19 protein-coding genes are annotated in these 15,083 nt (G+C 71.8%); 17 read left to right on the top strand and 2 right to left on the bottom strand.

What is annotated here, in order from left to right; all coding sequences use genetic code 11:
• Nucleotides 1–15 precede the first annotated feature (15 nt).
• Entirely contained in the window at nt 16–1,593 is a 1,578-nt protein-coding gene (locus ACFCXS_RS13100) for an oxidoreductase (RefSeq protein WP_376643326.1), read from the bottom strand.
• 178 nt (nt 1,594–1,771) lie between these two features.
• Here ACFCXS_RS13100 and hisD point away from each other — a divergent pair, with 178 nt between their 5' ends.
• From hisD to hisF, 8 genes are read left to right on the top strand one after another with little or no spacing between them, the layout of a single operon-like run.
• Nucleotides 1,772–3,097, top strand: a complete 1,326-nt coding sequence (gene hisD / locus ACFCXS_RS13095; protein WP_376643325.1) for a histidinol dehydrogenase — start codon at nt 1,772–1,774, stop codon at nt 3,095–3,097.
• Nucleotides 3,094–4,206, top strand: a complete 1,113-nt coding sequence (locus tag ACFCXS_RS13090; protein WP_376643324.1) for a histidinol-phosphate transaminase — start codon at nt 3,094–3,096, stop codon at nt 4,204–4,206. The genes hisD and ACFCXS_RS13090 overlap by 4 nt, the downstream gene beginning before the upstream one ends.
• The gene (hisB, locus tag ACFCXS_RS13085; RefSeq protein ID WP_376643323.1) at nt 4,203–4,796 is read left to right on the top strand and encodes an imidazoleglycerol-phosphate dehydratase HisB; all 594 of its coding nucleotides are present in this window, start codon (nt 4,203–4,205) and stop codon (nt 4,794–4,796) included. Before ACFCXS_RS13090 ends, hisB begins: the two co-directional genes overlap by 4 nt.
• A complete protein-coding gene (locus ACFCXS_RS13080) occupies nt 4,793–4,957 on the top strand; it encodes a hypothetical protein (RefSeq protein ID WP_003989585.1) in 165 nt (54 codons plus the stop codon). Before hisB ends, ACFCXS_RS13080 begins: the two co-directional genes overlap by 4 nt.
• Nucleotides 4,954–5,598 (top strand): imidazole glycerol phosphate synthase subunit HisH, encoded by a 645-nt coding sequence (gene hisH, locus ACFCXS_RS13075; protein WP_376643322.1) that lies wholly within the window; start codon nt 4,954–4,956, stop codon nt 5,596–5,598. Before ACFCXS_RS13080 ends, hisH begins: the two co-directional genes overlap by 4 nt.
• A complete protein-coding gene (gene priA / locus ACFCXS_RS13070; RefSeq protein WP_376643321.1) occupies nt 5,595–6,320 on the top strand; it encodes a bifunctional 1-(5-phosphoribosyl)-5-((5-phosphoribosylamino)methylideneamino)imidazole-4-carboxamide isomerase/phosphoribosylanthranilate isomerase PriA in 726 nt (241 codons plus the stop codon). The genes hisH and priA overlap by 4 nt, the downstream gene beginning before the upstream one ends.
• The gene (locus tag ACFCXS_RS13065) at nt 6,317–6,718 is read left to right on the top strand and encodes a RidA family protein (protein ID WP_376643320.1); all 402 of its coding nucleotides are present in this window, start codon (nt 6,317–6,319) and stop codon (nt 6,716–6,718) included. Before priA ends, ACFCXS_RS13065 begins: the two co-directional genes overlap by 4 nt.
• A 13-nt stretch (nt 6,719–6,731) precedes the next feature.
• Nucleotides 6,732–7,487 carry an imidazole glycerol phosphate synthase subunit HisF gene (gene hisF, locus ACFCXS_RS13060; RefSeq protein WP_376643319.1) on the top strand — a complete coding sequence of 252 codons (756 nt, stop codon included), beginning with the start codon at nt 6,732–6,734 and terminating at the stop codon, nt 7,485–7,487.
• A 79-nt stretch (nt 7,488–7,566) separates the two neighbouring features.
• Here the strand turns inward: hisF and ACFCXS_RS13055 are convergent, their stop codons facing one another.
• Nucleotides 7,567–8,202, bottom strand: a complete 636-nt coding sequence (locus ACFCXS_RS13055; RefSeq protein WP_376643318.1) for a TIGR03085 family metal-binding protein — start codon at nt 8,200–8,202, stop codon at nt 7,567–7,569.
• Nucleotides 8,203–8,283: 81 nt separating this feature from the next.
• On the opposite strand from ACFCXS_RS13055, the gene hisI reads away from it, so the two are divergent.
• The 9 genes from hisI to trpA all read left to right on the top strand — a co-directional run bounded on the left by hisI (nt 8,284) and on the right by trpA (nt 15,038).
• Nucleotides 8,284–8,670: a phosphoribosyl-AMP cyclohydrolase gene (gene hisI, locus ACFCXS_RS13050; protein ID WP_376643317.1), complete on the top strand. Its 387-nt coding sequence runs from the start codon at nt 8,284–8,286 to the stop codon at nt 8,668–8,670.
• Between the two features lie 11 nt (nt 8,671–8,681).
• Complete coding sequence (locus ACFCXS_RS13045) at nt 8,682–10,205, top strand: anthranilate synthase component I (RefSeq protein ID WP_376643316.1); 1,524 nt, start codon at nt 8,682–8,684, stop codon at nt 10,203–10,205.
• A gap of 7 nt (nt 10,206–10,212) precedes the next feature.
• Nucleotides 10,213–10,845, top strand: coding sequence for a TIGR02234 family membrane protein (locus ACFCXS_RS13040; protein WP_376643315.1), 633 nt, complete (start codon nt 10,213–10,215; stop codon nt 10,843–10,845).
• Between the two features lie 118 nt (nt 10,846–10,963).
• Nucleotides 10,964–11,215, top strand: coding sequence for an HGxxPAAW family protein (locus ACFCXS_RS13035; RefSeq protein ID WP_053671860.1), 252 nt, complete (start codon nt 10,964–10,966; stop codon nt 11,213–11,215).
• A 37-nt stretch (nt 11,216–11,252) separates the two neighbouring features.
• On the top strand, nt 11,253–11,687 hold the full coding sequence (locus tag ACFCXS_RS13030) for a DUF2752 domain-containing protein (protein ID WP_376643314.1): 435 nt from the start codon (nt 11,253–11,255) through the stop codon (nt 11,685–11,687).
• Between the two features lie 139 nt (nt 11,688–11,826).
• A complete protein-coding gene (gene trpC, locus ACFCXS_RS13025) occupies nt 11,827–12,636 on the top strand; it encodes an indole-3-glycerol phosphate synthase TrpC (RefSeq protein ID WP_376643313.1) in 810 nt (269 codons plus the stop codon).
• A 20-nt stretch (nt 12,637–12,656) separates the two neighbouring features.
• Nucleotides 12,657–12,857, top strand: coding sequence for a tryptophan biosynthesis modulator TrpM (gene trpM / locus ACFCXS_RS13020; protein WP_376643312.1), 201 nt, complete (start codon nt 12,657–12,659; stop codon nt 12,855–12,857).
• Nucleotides 12,858–12,936: 79 nt separating this feature from the next.
• Nucleotides 12,937–14,223 carry a tryptophan synthase subunit beta gene (trpB, locus tag ACFCXS_RS13015; RefSeq protein WP_376643311.1) on the top strand — a complete coding sequence of 429 codons (1,287 nt, stop codon included), beginning with the start codon at nt 12,937–12,939 and terminating at the stop codon, nt 14,221–14,223.
• Complete coding sequence (gene trpA / locus ACFCXS_RS13010) at nt 14,220–15,038, top strand: tryptophan synthase subunit alpha (protein ID WP_376643310.1); 819 nt, start codon at nt 14,220–14,222, stop codon at nt 15,036–15,038. Before trpB ends, trpA begins: the two co-directional genes overlap by 4 nt.
• Nucleotides 15,039–15,083 lie beyond the last annotated feature (45 nt).

Below are 15,083 nucleotides of genomic sequence, written 5' to 3'. Positions count from 1 at the left end.
GTCACACAAGCACCGTCAGTTGCGGCGCAACAGCCGCGTCGCCCCCGCCGCCACCGTCGTCGCCAGGATCCAGCCCAGCAGGATCATCGCCGTCGCCAGCCACTGCCAGGCCCCCCGCAGCTGCCAGAAACCCACCTGGCCCAGGTCGATGACCGGCAGCAGCAGATCGAGGGTGAAGAGCGTGGGGCTCCACTCCGGGTGCTCGCCCCGCTTCATCGGGGGGTGGCCGGCCTGTGCGAAGGCGAAGGAGCCCGCCGCCCACAGCACCGCCATCCACACCGCGGCCCGGCCCGGCCGGTATCCGTAGGCGACCGTCCAGTCCTGCGCGTAGCCCCACAGCTTGGCCGCCATCGGCAGGCTCTCGCGATGCCGGCGCTGCTTGGCGAGCAGCACCTCGCGGGCGTCCTCGTCCTCCCCGCCGGCCCGCAGCACGGAGGCGAGACGCTCGTACGGCTCCGGGTTGTACTCGGCGGTCGCCGCGGCCACCCAGTCCAGCCGCTCGGGCAGGGGGAACGGCCCGCGCGGCACCAGGTTCTCGTAGGCGAAGCCGCCCATGTGCAGCCGCCCCGGGCCCGGCCAGGCGTCCGCCCGGTCCATCAGGTTGACGACCTTCGCCCCGGACAGCACCACCCGCCCGCGCACCGGCTGCTCCCCGAGGAACCGCAGCTCCGGCGTCTGCACCCGGCGCAGCGACAGCTCCTGGTCATCCGTGAGGGTGAACCGGGCCCCCTCGAAGTCGACGGCGTCGCCGAACCGGCCGTCGTCCAGCCGGATGCCGCCCTCGCAGGCGAAGCGCTGGATCCGCGTCCCCTGCGCCGGGGTCATACCGCTCATCGCCTGGGCGCCGACCCCCGCCGGTGTCAGATAGAGGCTGCGCTCGACGGTCAGCTGCGGGGCGTTCAGCGCGAGCCGCTCGTAGGGGTTGGACAGGCGCGCCCCGCGCAGGCTCAGGGAGACGCCGACGGTGGCGGCGCGCAGGCTCAGCTCGCCGTGCGACGCCAGCAGCTCGGCCTGTAAGTCCTGGCCGACGGTCATGCCGTCCGCGGCGATCGACCGGCCGCTGTGGTCCCGGTGCACGATCGCCTGGTTGAGCATCAGGTCCGTGCCGATCTGCGCGTCCGTGAGCCGGATGCCGTGGTGGAAGCGGCAGCGCGGCAGGTGCAGATCGCCCTCGGTGTGCACCCGGGCCGCCTCCAGCCGGGGCACCGAGCAGTCCACCATCCGCAGGGTCGTGAAGCGGGCCTCCGGCAGCAGCACGTCCTGCTCGAATCGGCACCGGCGCATCTCCACGTACGGCACGACCGTGCCACCCGCGAGGTCCAGGGAGCCGCTGATCTGCACACCCATCAGCTTCAGCGACGACACGCGGCCGGCCAGGGCGGGCGGGCCGTCGAGCAGCAGCCAGCACACGATCCTGGCCCGCACGGTCCGCTCCGCACCCCAGGGGTGGCCGCCGTGCGGGTCGTCCACCACGGCGTCGCCGCTGCTCAGGTCGTACACGGTGCCGTTGCGGAAGGCCTGCCACATGCCGGCCTCGGCCGCGGTCAGGTCCTCGGGCAGCTCCCCGGCACGCACACCGGCCCCCTCGGTCACAGCGCTTTCCTCCCTCCCCGGGTACTCGCGGGTCACTTCTTCGTACACCTGTTCATGCCCGCTGCGTGACCCCCCGAACACACCACGTAAGGGTGATCTTCCGTCTTCCCTCGGGGTTCTGTATCAGCCATTGATACGCGCGAACGACGCCTCACCCAGGTCTGAGAGAATTGAGCACGTGATCTCCCGAATCGATCTGCGCGGCGACGCCCTCGTCGAGGGCCCCGCCCTGCGCGACCTGCTGCCCCGAGCCGACTTCGACGTTGCGGCCGCCCTGGAGAAGGTGCGTCCGATCTGCGAGGACGTGCATCATCGGGGCGACGCGGCGCTGATCGACGCCGCCGAGCGGTTCGACGGGGTCAGGCTCGACCAGGTGCGCGTGCCGGCCGCCGCGCTCACCCGTGCGCTGGAGGAGCTCGACCCGGCCGTGCGCGCGGCCCTGGAGGAGTCCATCCGCCGCGCCAGGATCGTCCACCGCGAGCAGCGCCGCCAGACGCACACCACCCAGGTGGTGCCCGGCGGCACCGTGACCGAGAAGTGGGTTCCGGTCGACCGCGTCGGGCTGTACGCGCCCGGTGGCCGGTCCGTGTACCCGTCCTCCGTGATCATGAACGTGGTGCCCGCGCAGGAGGCCGGCGTCGGGTCCGTCGCGCTCGCCTCGCCCGCCCAGGCCGGCTTCGGCGGCCTGCCGCACCCGACGATCCTCGCCGCCTGCGCCCTGCTCGGCGTCGACGAGGTCTACGCGGCCGGCGGGGCCACGGCCGTCGCGATGTTCGCCTACGGCACCGAGTCCTGCGCGCCCGCGAACATGGTCACCGGCCCCGGCAACATCTGGGTCGCCGCCGCCAAGCGCTACTTCACCGGCAGGATCGGCATCGACGCCGAGGCCGGACCCACCGAGATCGCGGTCCTCGCCGACGACACGGCCGACCCGGTGCACGTCGCCTCCGACCTCATCAGCCAAGCCGAGCACGACCCGCTGGCCGCCGCCGTCCTGGTCACCGACTCGGTCGACCTCGCCGACGCGGTCGAGAAGGAACTGGAGCCGCAGGTCGCCGCCACCAAGCACGTCGACGACCGGATCGTTCCGGCCCTGTCGGGCAGGCAGTCCGCGATCGTGCTGGTCGACGGCGTCGACGAAGGCCTCAAGGTGGTCGACGCGTACGGTGCCGAGCACCTGGAGATCCAGACCGCCGACGCCGCCGCCGTGGCCGACCGCGTCCGCAACGCCGGCGCCATCTTCATCGGCCCCTGGGCGCCGGTGTCGCTGGGCGACTACGCGGCCGGCTCCAACCACGTCCTGCCCACCGGCGGCTGCGCCTGCCACTCCTCGGGCCTGTCCGTGCAGTCCTTCCTGCGCGGCATCCACATCGTCGACTACACGCAGGACGCGCTGGCCGAGGTCGCCCACCACGTGGTCACGCTGGCGGAGGCGGAGGACCTGCCGGCACACGGCGCGGCGATCAAGGCGAGGTTCGACTGGAAGGTTCCCCAGGGCAAGTGAGCGACGTACGCATCGACGATCTCCCCGTACGGGACGAGCTGCGCGGTAAGTCCCCCTACGGCGCGCCCCAGCTGGACGTCCCCGTACGGCTGAACACCAACGAGAACCCCTACCCGCTGCCCGAGCCGCTGGTCGAACGCATCGCCGAGCGGGTCCGGGAAGCCGCCCGGAACCTCAACCGCTACCCGGACCGGGACGCGGTCGAGCTGCGCACGCGGCTGGCGGAGTACCTCACCGACACCTCAGGCTACGAGGTCAGCGTGGCCAACGTCTGGGCGGCCAACGGCTCCAACGAGGTCATCCAGCAGCTGCTGCAGACCTTCGGCGGACCGGGCCGCACCGCCATCGGCTTCGAGCCGTCGTACTCGATGCACGGCCTCATCGCGCGCGGCACGGGCACGGGCTGGATCTCCGGCCCCCGCAACGAGGACTTCACGATCGACCTCGCCGCCGCCGAGAAGGCCATCGCCGAGAACCAGCCGGACGTCGTCTTCATCACCACCCCCAACAACCCCACCGGCACCGCCGTCCCGCCCGAGACGGTCCTCGCGCTGTACGAGGCCGCGCAGGCGGCGAAGCCGTCGATGGTGGTGGTCGACGAGGCGTACATCGAGTTCAGCCACGGCGACTCGCTGCTGCCGCTGCTGGCGGGCCGCCCGAACCTCGTCGTCTCCCGCACCATGTCGAAGGCGTTCGGCGCGGCGGGCCTGCGCCTGGGCTACCTCGCGGCGCACCCGGCCGTCGTCGACGCCGTCCAGCTGGTCCGGCTGCCCTACCACCTGTCGGCCGTGACCCAGGCGACCGCCCTGGCCGCCCTGGAGCACACCGCCACCCTGCTGGGCTACGTCGAGCAGCTCAAGACCGAACGGGACCGCCTGGTCACCGAACTGCTCGCCCTCGGCTACGAGGTGACCGCGTCGGACGCGAACTTCGTGCAGTTCGGCCGGTTCGAGGACTCCCACGAGACCTGGCGGAAGATCCTCGACCGGGGCGTCCTGGTCCGGGACAACGGCGTGCCCGGCTGGCTCCGGGTCACCGCAGGGACCCCCGAAGAGAACGACGCGTTCCTCGACGCGGTACGTGAGTTGAAGAAGGAGCAGAGCACATGAGCCGCGTAGGCCGCACAGAGCGGGTGACCAAGGAGACCTCGGTCCTCGTCGAGATCGACCTCGACGGCACCGGCAAGACCGACATCAAGACCGGCGTCGGCTTCTACGACCACATGCTCGACCAGCTCGGCCGCCACGGTCTGTTCGACCTGACGGTGAAGACCGAGGGCGATCTGCACATCGACTCGCACCACACCATCGAGGACACCGCCCTCGCCCTCGGCGCCGCCTTCAAGCAGGCCCTCGGCGACAAGGTCGGCATCTACCGCTTCGGCAACTGCACGGTCCCGCTGGACGAGTCCCTCGCCCAGGTCACCGTCGACCTGTCCGGCCGCCCCTACCTCGTGCACACCGAGCCCGAGAAGATGGCGCCGATGATCGGCGAGTACGACACCACCATGACCCGGCACATCCTGGAGTCCTTCGTGGCCCAGGCGCAGATCGCGCTGCACGTGCACGTGCCCTACGGGCGCAACGCGCACCACATCGTGGAGTGCCAGTTCAAGGCGCTGGCCCGGGCCCTGCGCTACGCGTCCGAGCACGACCCGCGCGCGGCCGGCATCCTCCCCTCCACGAAGGGCGCCCTGTGAACGGCACCTCGACCCTGCTGATCGTCGTCGGCCTGTTCCTCGTCGGCGGGATCTACTCCTTCGTCAAGCAGAAGATGCCCAAGGGCCTGATCGTGCTGCTGTCGATCGGCGCCGCGATGTGCCTTGCGGCCGGTGTGGTGAGGCTGGAGGTGTGGAATTGAGCGCCCCGCAGAAGAAGGTGGTGGTCTTCGACTACGGCTTCGGCAACGTCCGCTCCGCCGAACGCGCCCTCGCGCGCGCGGGAGCCGACGTCGAGATCACCCGTGACTACGACAAGGCCATGAACGCCGACGGCCTGCTGGTGCCCGGCGTCGGCGCCTTCGCCTCCTGCATGACGGGCCTGCGCGAGGCACGCGGCGACTGGATCGTCGACCGCAGGCTCTCCGGCGGCCGCCCGGTCATGGGCATCTGCGTCGGAATGCAGATCCTCTTCGCGCGCGGCATCGAGCACGGCGTGGAGAGCGAGGGCCTCGACGAGTGGCCCGGCTCCGTCGAGCCGCTCCAGGCCGAGATCGTGCCCCACATGGGCTGGAACACCGTGGAGGCGGCGCCCGGGTCCCAGCTGTTCGCCGGCCTCGACGCGGACGCCCGCTTCTACTTCGTGCACTCCTACGCCGTCCACGACTGGTCGCTTCAGACGCACAACCCGACGATCGAGGCGCCCAAGGTCACCTGGTCCACGCACGGCAAGCCGTTCGTCGCGGCCGTCGAGAACGGCGCCCTGTGGGCCACGCAGTTCCACCCCGAGAAGTCCGGCGACGCCGGAGCCCAGCTCCTCACCAACTGGATCGGAACACTGTGAGCAAGCTCGAACTCCTCCCCGCCGTCGACGTCCGGGACGGCCAGGCCGTCCGTCTGGTGCACGGCGAGTCCGGCTCGGAGACCTCCTACGGCTCCCCGCTGGAGGCCGCCCTCGCCTGGCAGCGCTCCGGCGCCGAGTGGCTGCACCTGGTCGACCTGGACGCCGCGTTCGGCACCGGCGACAACCGCGAGCTGATCGCCGAGGTCGCCCGGGCCATGGACATCAAGGTGGAGCTGTCCGGCGGCATCCGCGACGACGACACCCTCGCCGCCGCCCTCGCCACCGGCTGCAGGCGCGTCAACCTCGGCACCGCCGCCCTGGAGACGCCGGAGTGGGTCGCCAAGGTCATCGCCCAGCACGGGGACAAGATCGCCGTCGGTCTCGACGTCCGCGGCACGACCCTGCGCGGCCGCGGCTGGACCCGCGACGGCGGCGACCTCTACGAGACGCTGGAGCGCCTCGACAAGGAGGGCTGCGCGCGGTACGTCGTCACCGACATCGCCAAGGACGGCACGCTCCAGGGCCCCAATCTGGAGCTGCTGCGCAACGTGTGCGCCGCCACCGACCGCCCGGTCGTGGCCTCCGGCGGGGTCTCCTCGCTCGACGACCTGAGGGCCATCGCCGACCTCGTCCCGCTCGGTGTCGAAGGGGCCATCGTCGGGAAGGCGCTGTACGCGAAGGCGTTCACCCTTGAAGAGGCCTTGGAGGCTGTGTCGTCATGACCGTGCGGCGTGTGCAGAGCGGAAGTCCCTGGGAAGAGTCCGTCGGCTTTGCACGCGCCGTCGAGGCGGGCGACCGTGTGCTGGTCGCGGGCACGACCGCCTTCAAGGGCGACGTGCTCTACGGCGAGGGCGACCCCTACGAGCAGGCCAAGGTGGCCTTCACCAGCGCCCTGGAGGCGATCGCCGAGCTCGGGCTCGCACCCGAGTCCGTGATCCGCACCCGGGTGTATCTGGCACACGCCCGCGATGTCGACGCGGTGGGCCGGGCCCACAAGGAACTGTTCGACTCCGTGCGCCCGGTCACGACCCTGCTGATCGTGCAGGGCTTCATCGACTCCCGGGTCCTGGTGTCGGTGGAAGTGGAAGCATTCAGAGGAACCCCCTCCGAAGAGCACTAGAGGAGCACGATTCATGACCCTGGCGGTCCGAGTCATCCCCTGCCTGGACGTGGACAACGGCCGGGTCGTCAAGGGCGTCAACTTCCAGAACCTGCGCGACGCGGGCGACCCCGTCGAGATGGCCAAGGTGTACGACGCCGAGGGCGCCGACGAGCTGACGTTCCTGGACATCACGGCCTCGTCGGGCAACCGCGAGACCACCTACGACGTCGTGCGCCGCACGGCCGAGCAGGTGTTCATCCCGCTCACGGTCGGCGGCGGCGTCCGTACCGCCGAGGACGTGGACAAGCTGCTGCGGGCCGGAGCGGACAAGGTCGGCGTCAACACCGCCGCCATCGCCCGCCCGGAACTCATCCGCGAGATCGCCGAACGCTTCGGCCGGCAGGTCCTGGTCCTGTCGGTGGACGCCCGCCGCACCGAATCGGGCTCCTTCGAGGTGACCACCCACGGCGGCCGCAAGGGCACCGGCATCGACGCCGTCGAGTGGGCCCACCGGGCCGCGGAACTGGGCGCGGGCGAGATCCTGCTCAACTCGATGGACGCGGACGGCACCAAGGACGGCTACGACCTGGAGATGATCCGGGCCGTCCGCAAGCACGTCACGGTCCCCGTCATCGCCTCGGGCGGCGCGGGCCGGCTGGGCGACTTCCCCCCGGCCGTCGAGGCCGGCGCGGACGCGGTCCTGGCCGCGTCGGTGTTCCACTTCGGGGACCTGCGCATCGGCCAGGTCAAGGAGACGCTGCGGGAGGCGGGCCACCCGGTGCGGTGAGGCCGCCCCCGCCCGCCGAGAGCCCCGGCCGCGTGGCGCGACCGGGGCTCTCGGCGTATCTGCCCGGATTCAGAACTGCTCAGATCCCGAGCTGCTTGCTCTCGTTGAGTTTCGCGATCGCGTTCTCGTCGCCGTCCAGATCGACCTTGGCCGCGCTCTGCCGGCCGTAGGAGAACAACACCAGCTCGGACGGCTCGCCGGTCACCGTGACCACCGGGGTGCCGCGGTGGGCCACCGCCGTCTGGCCGTCGGGGCGGCGCAGGACCAGGCCCGTCGGGACGCCGCGGCCCATGAGGCGGGCGGTGCGCTCCAGGCGGGACCACAGGGCGTCCTGGAAGACCGGGTCGAGATCACGCGGCGACCAGTCGGGCTGGGCACGCCGGACGTCCTCGGTGTGGACGTAGAACTCGATGATGTTCGACGCCTCGTCGACCGGCTTGAGGGAGAAGGGCGAGAAGCGCGGCGGGCCCGTACGGATCAGCTGGATCAGCTCCTCGTACGGCTTGTCGGTGTACTCCGCCATCACCTTGTCCAGACGCGGCGCGAGCTGCTTGATCAGCATCCCGCCGGCGGCGTCCGGACGGCGCTCGCGCACCACCACGTGCGCGGCGAGGTCCCGGGTCCTCCAGCCCTCGCACAGGGTGGGCGCTTCCGGGCCCGCGGTCTCCAACAGATCGGCGAGGAGGAGTCGTTCACGCTTGGCATGGGTCGACATGCGGCCAGCCTACGACCGGCCCCCCGGTCCGCCCAGTGGACACTCCATCAGGCACGCCAGTGGCGCGGCACAATGGTCACCATGACCAGCACGCCCAGCCTCCTGGACCCGGAGATCGCCGCGCGCCTCAAGCGCAGCCCCGACGGTCTCCTGCCCGCCATCGCCCAGCAGTACGACACCGGAGAGGTGCTCATGCTCGGCTGGATGGACGACGAGGCGCTGCACCGCACCCTCACCACCGGCCGGTGCACGTACTGGTCGCGCAGCCGCCGGGAGTACTGGGTCAAGGGCGACACCTCCGGCCACTTCCAGTGGGTGAAGTCCGTCGCCCTGGACTGCGACGCCGACACCGTGCTCGTCAAGGTCGACCAGGTCGGCGCCGCCTGCCACACCGGAGCCCGCACCTGTTTCGACGAGGACGTACTCCTCGAGGACGGCGGTTCCGCCGGCTCCGCCACGGATCAGTAAGGTCAGCGGCCATGGACCTCGAGACCTTCCGCAAGCTCGCCACCGACCGGCGGGTCGTCCCCGTCACCCGCAAGCTGCTCGCCGACGGCGACACCCCGGTCGCGCTCTACCGCAAGCTCGCCGCCGAGCGGCCCGGCACCTTCCTGCTGGAGTCCGCGGAGAACGGCCGCTCGTGGTCCCGCTACTCCTTCGTCGGCGTGCGGTCCGCCGCGACGCTGACCGCACGCGACGGACAGGCCCACTGGCTCGGGACCCCGCCCGTCGGCGTCCCCACCGACGGCGACCCCCTCGCCGCCCTGCGCGCCACCATCGAAACCCTGCACACGCCCCACCAGGAGGGCATGCCGCCCTTCACCGGCGGCATGGTCGGCTACCTCGGCTACGACATCGTCCGCCGCCTGGAGAAGATCGGCCCCGGCGAGCGCGACGACCTCAAGCTGCCCGAGCTGACCATGCTCCTCACCAGCGACCTGGCCGTCATGGACCATTGGGAGGGCTCGGTCCTGCTGATCGCCAACGCGATCAACCACAACGACCTGGAGACCGGCGTCGACGAGGCCCACGCCGACGCCGTCGCCCGACTCGACGCGATGGAGGCCGACCTCTCCCGCCCGGTCGCCCAGCCCCCGGCGGTCCTCCCGCCCTCCGAGCTCCCCGAGTACACCGCGCTGTGGGGCGGCCCCGACTTCCAGGTGGCCGTCGAGGACATCAAGGAGCGCATCCGGGCCGGTGAGGCCTTCCAGGTGGTCCCCTCGCAGCGCTTCGAGACGCCGTGCACGGCGAGCGCGCTGGACGTCTACCGGGTCCTGCGGGCCACCAACCCGTCCCCGTACATGTACCTGTTCCGTTTCGACGGGTTCGACGTCGTCGGTTCGTCCCCCGAGGCCCTGGTCAAGGTCGAGGACGGCCGGGCCATGGTGCACCCCATCGCCGGCACCCGCTGGCGCGGCGCCACCCCCCAGGAGGACCAGGCCCTCGCCGACGAGCTGCTCGCCGACCCCAAGGAACGCGCCGAGCACCTCATGCTCGTCGATCTGGGGCGCAACGACCTCGGGCGGGTCTGCGAGCCCGGCTCGGTCGAGGTCGTCGACTTCATGTCCGTCGAGCGGTACTCGCACGTCATGCACATCGTCTCGACGGTGACGGGCCGCGTGGCCGCCGGACGCACGGCGTTCGACGTCCTCACCGCCTGCTTCCCGGCCGGCACCCTCTCCGGCGCCCCCAAGCCCCGCGCCATGCAGATCATCGACGAACTCGAACCGTCCCGCCGCGGCCTCTACGGCGGCTGCGTCGGCTACCTCGACTTCGCCGGCGACTCCGACACCGCCATCGCCATCCGCACGGCCCTCCTGCGCGACGGCACCGCCTACGTCCAGGCCGGCGCGGGCATCGTCGCCGACTCCGACCCGGTCGCCGAGGACACCGAGTGCCGCAACAAGGCGGCCGCGGTGCTGCGGGCCGTCCACACGGCGAACCGGCTCGGCAGCGTCCGAGACGAACCCCGGGTGACGTTTCGCCCGGGCTTCAGGCGATAGTGGGTACGTGACTGCTGTACCGCACCCCCGTTCCGAAGCCCCCGGATCCGCCCGGGCCGGCCGCCTGAGCCTCGCCGTGGCGCTGCTGAGCGGCGCCCTCGGCGCCGCCGTGGCGCTGCTCGCCACCCGGCAGCAATGGTCGCAGGGCACCGCGACGGTGGCCGGCGGCGCCTTCCCCCTGACCGCCAAGGGCAGCGACGTCACGGGCGTTCCCGCGGCGCTCGCCATAGTGGGCCTCGCCGCGCTCGTCGCCGTGTTCGCGGTCCGCCGCGCCGGCCGCCTGGCCGTCGCCGCGCTGCTGGCGCTCTCCGGCGTCGGCATCGTCGCCGCGGCCCTGCTCGGCGCCTCCGACAGCTCCGCGCTCGACGAGCAGGCCGCGCAGGCCTCCGGCGACACCTCGGCCTCCGTCGACACCCTCAGCCACACCGCCTGGCCCTACGTCGCGGTCGTCGGCGGCGTCCTGATCCTCCTGGCCGGGCTGCTCGCCCTGCGGTACGGCCGGCTGTGGCCCGGCATGTCCGGCCGCTACGAGCGGTCCGGCACGCCCCAGCCGCGCCGCAAGGCCCCCGCCGTCGACCCCGACCGGCCCGAGGACCTGTGGAAGGCGCTCGACCGCGGCGAGGACCCGACCGGGGCCTGAGCCCACACGGCGACCGCGGCGACCGGGGGAGTACCCCCGCTCACCCGGCAAGCGCGCGTGCGGGACAATGGGCCCGAGCGTCCTGCTCAGACACGCACACAGCAACGAGGAGCAAGCAATGGCGGGCAGCAGCCACGGTCACACCCCGGCCGCCTGGACCGGTGTCACGATCGCCTTCATCGGTTTCTGCGTCTCGGGCGCGTTCATGGTGCTGGACCAGCCGGTGGGCTTCTGGGCCGGCATGGTGGTCGTGCTGCTCGGCGGTGTCGTCGGCGGCATCATGCGGATGATGGGCCTGGGCCAGCCCAAGGACCTGCACCAGCCGCACCGGATGACGGGCGACCGCGAGCCGGCACGCGCCGAGGGCTGACCCCCGAGGCACATCCCGCACGCGCGTGCGGGGCACAATGCCTACCGTGAACGCCGAGAGCCGAAGGGTGACGCCGAGCGTCCCGAGCCGTCTGGCCGTCCCCGCCGGGGTGCTCGCTGCCGTCGCCGCCGCCTTCGCCTACGTGGGCACCGTGGACCCCAACGAACCCGGTCACTACCCCGCGTGCCCGCTGCTGCGCTACACGGGCCTCTACTGCCCCGGCTGCGGCGGACTGCGCAGCGCGCACGCCTTCGTCCACGGGGACGTCCTCACGGCGCTGCACGCCAACGCGCTCGCGACCCTCGGCTATCTGGGCTTCGCCGTGCTGTGGGCCGTTTGGGTGGTCCACGCGCTCCGCGGGCGCCCGCTGCGGATCGACCCCCACCCGAAGCTGGTGTGGAGCCTGGGGGCGTTGCTGCTGGTCTTCTCCGTCGTCCGGAACCTGCCCTTCGGCGGCTGGCTCCATCCTTGATCGACGGCGTATGTCCAGGTACTGGGACCGGCGTCAACCGGATGCGAAGCCTTCGCCCTGCTGCGGATACCATCGCAGTGACCATCGTTTTCCCGATCGGTCGCTGGAACTGTCAAGAGTCTGGAAGGGGGCCGCTCGCGTGAGTGTGCTCGACGAGATCATCGACGGAGTCCGTGCCGACCTCGCGGAGCGGCAGGCGCGCGTCAGCCTCGACGAGCTCAAGGAGCGCGCGGCGAAGGCGCCCGCGGCCAAGGACGGCGTGGCCGCACTGCGCGGCGACGGTGTCAAGGTCATCTGCGAGGTCAAGCGCTCCAGCCCGTCCAAGGGCGCGCTGGCCGCGATCGCCGACCCGGCCGGTCTCGCCGCGGACTACGAGGCGGGCGGCGCTGCCGTCATCTCCGTCCTCACCGAGGAGCGCCGCTTCGGCGGCTCGCTCGCCGACCTGGAGGCGGTCCGCGCCCGGGTGGACATCCCGGTCCTCCGCAAGGACTTCATCGTCACCTCGTACCAGCTGTGGGAGGCCCGGGCGTACGGCGCCGACGTCGTGCTGCTGATCGTGGCCGCCCTCGACCAGCCCGCCCTGGAGTCCCTCATCGAGCGCGCCGGGTCCATCGGGCTCACCCCGCTCGTCGAGGTGCACGACGAGGACGAGGTCGAGCGCGCGGTCGACGCCGGCGCCCGCGTGATCGGCGTCAACGCGCGCAACCTCAAGACCCTCGAGGTCGACCGCGGCACCTTCGAGCGGGTGGCGCCGGAGATCCCCGACCACATCATCAAGATCGCCGAGTCCGGCGTCCGCGGCCCGCACGACCTCATCGCCTACGCCAACGCGGGTGCCGACGCGGTGCTGGTCGGCGAGTCCCTGGTCACCGGCAAGGACCCCAGGACGGCCGTCTCGGACCTGGTCGCGGCCGGCGAGCATCCCGCACTCCGGCACGGCCGGAGCTGATCACCGCTAGGCTGGTCCCGATGACTCTCACCCTGACGACCGTGGACCGGTACGCCCGCCTCGCGCGCGGCTGCCGCCCCCGCGGCTGCCGTGCGCCCGCCCGCCGGGTCCACGGCCGCCGCGTCCGGTACGTCATCGGTGACGAACCCGGGCAGGTCAACGGCATGCGATGGCAGCAGCGCCCCGTAAGGGGCGCGGGGAACTGCGCGACAAGCCACTGACGGCCCGCGGCCGGCAACAGATCCCCGCCCCCACGGCGATTAGTGCATTCCACACACAACTCACCGTGAAGGTATTCGCATGCCCAGTCAGTTCTTCATTCCCGACCCCGAGGGTCAAACCCCGAGCCCCGAAGGCTACTTCGGGGCCTTCGGCGGCAAGTTCATCCCCGAAGCCCTCGTCGCCGCAGTCGACGAGGTGGCCGTCGAGTACGACAAGGCCAAGCACGACCCCGAGTTCGCCAAGGAACTCGACGACCTGCTGGTCAACTACACCGGCCGCCCCTCGTCCCTCACCGAGGTCCCCCGCTTCGCCGCGGAAGCGGGCGGCGCACGGATCTTCCTGAAGCGGGAAGACCTCAACCACACCGGCTCACACAAGATCAACAACGTCCTCGGCCAGGCCCTGCTCACCAAGCGCATGGGCAAGACCCGGGTCATCGCCGAGACGGGCGCCGGACAGCACGGCGTGGCCACGGCCACCGCCTGTGCGCTCTTCGGCCTCGACTGCACGATCTACATGGGCGAGATCGACACCCGGCGCCAGGCCCTCAACGTGGCCCGCATGCGCATGCTCGGCGCCGAGGTCATCGCCGTGAAGTCCGGCAGCCGCACGCTGAAGGACGCCATCAACGAGGCCTTCCGCGACTGGGTCGCCAACGTCGACCACACCCACTACCTCTTCGGCACCGTCGCCGGACCGCACCCCTTCCCCGCGATGGTCCGCGACTTCCACCGGGTCATCGGCGTCGAGGCCCGCCGCCAGCTCCTGGAGCGCGCCGGACGCCTGCCCGACGCGGCCGTCGCCTGCGTCGGCGGCGGCTCCAACGCCATCGGCCTCTTCCACGCCTTCATCCCCGACACCGGCGTCCGCCTCATCGGCTGCGAACCGGCCGGGCACGGCGTCGAGACCGGCGAGCACGCCGCGACCCTCACCGCGGGCGAGCCCGGCATCCTGCACGGCTCGCGCTCCTACGTCCTCCAGGACGACGAGGGTCAGATCACCGAGCCGTACTCGATCTCAGCCGGCCTGGACTACCCGGGCATCGGCCCGGAGCACTCCTACCTGAAGGACTCCGGCCGCGGCGAGTACCGCGCGGTCACCGACGACGCGGCGATGCAGGCCCTGCGCCTGCTGTCGCGCACCGAGGGCATCATCCCGGCCATCGAGAGCGCCCACGCCCTGGCCGGCGCCCTGGAGGTCGGCAAGGAGCTGGGCAAGGACGGGCTGATCGTGGTCAACCTGTCCGGGCGCGGCGACAAGGACATGGACACCGCCGCCCGCTACTTCGGCCTCTACGACACCGACGCCGAGGTCGCCGCCGACGCGGACACCGCCAACGCCGAGATCGAGGGGGACGCCAAGTGAGCGGGAACATCCAGCTGTTGAGCGACACCCTCGCAGCGGCCAAGTCCGAAGGGCGCTCCGCCCTGATCGCCTACCTCCCGGCCGGGTTCCCGACCGTGGACGGCGGCATCGAGGCGATCAAGGCCGTCATCGAGGGCGGCGCGGACATCGTCGAGGTGGGCCTGCCGCACAGCGACCCCGTCCTCGACGGCCCCGTCATCCAGACCGCCGACGACATCGCCCTGCGGGGCGGCGTGAAGATCGCCGACGTGATGCGCACGGTCCGCGAGGCCCACGCCGCCACCGGCAAGCCGATCCTCGTCATGACGTACTGGAACCCCATCGACCGCTACGGCGTCGAGCGGTTCACCGCCGAGCTCGCCGAGGCGGGCGGCGCCGGGTGCATCCTGCCCGACCTGCCCGTGCAGGAGGCGGCGCTGTGGCGGGAGCACGCGGAGAAGCACGGTCTGGCAACCGTCTTCGTCGTCGCGCCCAGCAGCAAGGACGAGCGGCTCGCGCAGATCACCGCGGCGGGCAGCGGCTTCGTCTACGCCGCCTCCCTGATGGGCGTCACGGGCACCCGCGCCACGGTCAGCTCGCAGGCCCAGGGCCTGGTGGAACGCACCCGGGCCACGCGCGCCGACCTGCCCGTCTGCGTCGGGCTCGGCGTCTCCAACGCCACCCAGGCGGCCGAGGTCGCCGGCTTCGCCGACGGCGTGATCGTCGGCTCGGCCTTCGTCAAGGCGATGCTGGACGCCCCGGACGAAGCGGCCGGTCTGGAAGCCGTGCGCGCGCTCGCGGGCGACCTCGCCAAGGGCGTGCGCCGACAGGCGTAAGAAGGCGGGAAGTCATACAGGTCCCTCGTACGGGTGGACCTGGGG

It is taken from the genome of Streptomyces sp. NPDC056373, assembly GCF_042262425.1.
Lineage (GTDB): Bacteria > Actinomycetota > Actinomycetes > Streptomycetales > Streptomycetaceae > Streptomyces.
Note: the sequence above shows the minus strand (reverse complement) of the source record. Positions and strands in the feature narration are given on the sequence as shown.

Bases quoted from the DNA above. Each gene is read 5' to 3' on its own strand.
- hisB (WP_376643323.1), top strand. From the start codon at position 4,203: ATGAGCCGCGTAGGCCGCACAGAGCGGGTGACCAAGGAGACCTCGGTC.
- ACFCXS_RS13065 (WP_376643320.1), top strand. From the start codon at position 6,317: ATGACCGTGCGGCGTGTGCAGAGCGGAAGTCCCTGGGAAGAGTCCGTC.
- hisF (WP_376643319.1), top strand. From the start codon at position 6,732: ATGACCCTGGCGGTCCGAGTCATCCCCTGCCTGGACGTGGACAACGGC.
- ACFCXS_RS13055 (WP_376643318.1), bottom strand. From the start codon at position 8,202: ATGTCGACCCATGCCAAGCGTGAACGACTCCTCCTCGCCGATCTGTTG.
- hisI (WP_376643317.1), top strand. From the start codon at position 8,284: ATGACCAGCACGCCCAGCCTCCTGGACCCGGAGATCGCCGCGCGCCTC.
- ACFCXS_RS13045 (WP_376643316.1), top strand. From the start codon at position 8,682: ATGGACCTCGAGACCTTCCGCAAGCTCGCCACCGACCGGCGGGTCGTC.
- ACFCXS_RS13035 (WP_053671860.1), top strand. From the start codon at position 10,964: ATGGCGGGCAGCAGCCACGGTCACACCCCGGCCGCCTGGACCGGTGTC.
- ACFCXS_RS13030 (WP_376643314.1), top strand. From the start codon at position 11,253: ATGCCTACCGTGAACGCCGAGAGCCGAAGGGTGACGCCGAGCGTCCCG.
- trpM (WP_376643312.1), top strand. From the start codon at position 12,657: ATGACTCTCACCCTGACGACCGTGGACCGGTACGCCCGCCTCGCGCGC.
- trpB (WP_376643311.1), top strand. From the start codon at position 12,937: ATGCCCAGTCAGTTCTTCATTCCCGACCCCGAGGGTCAAACCCCGAGC.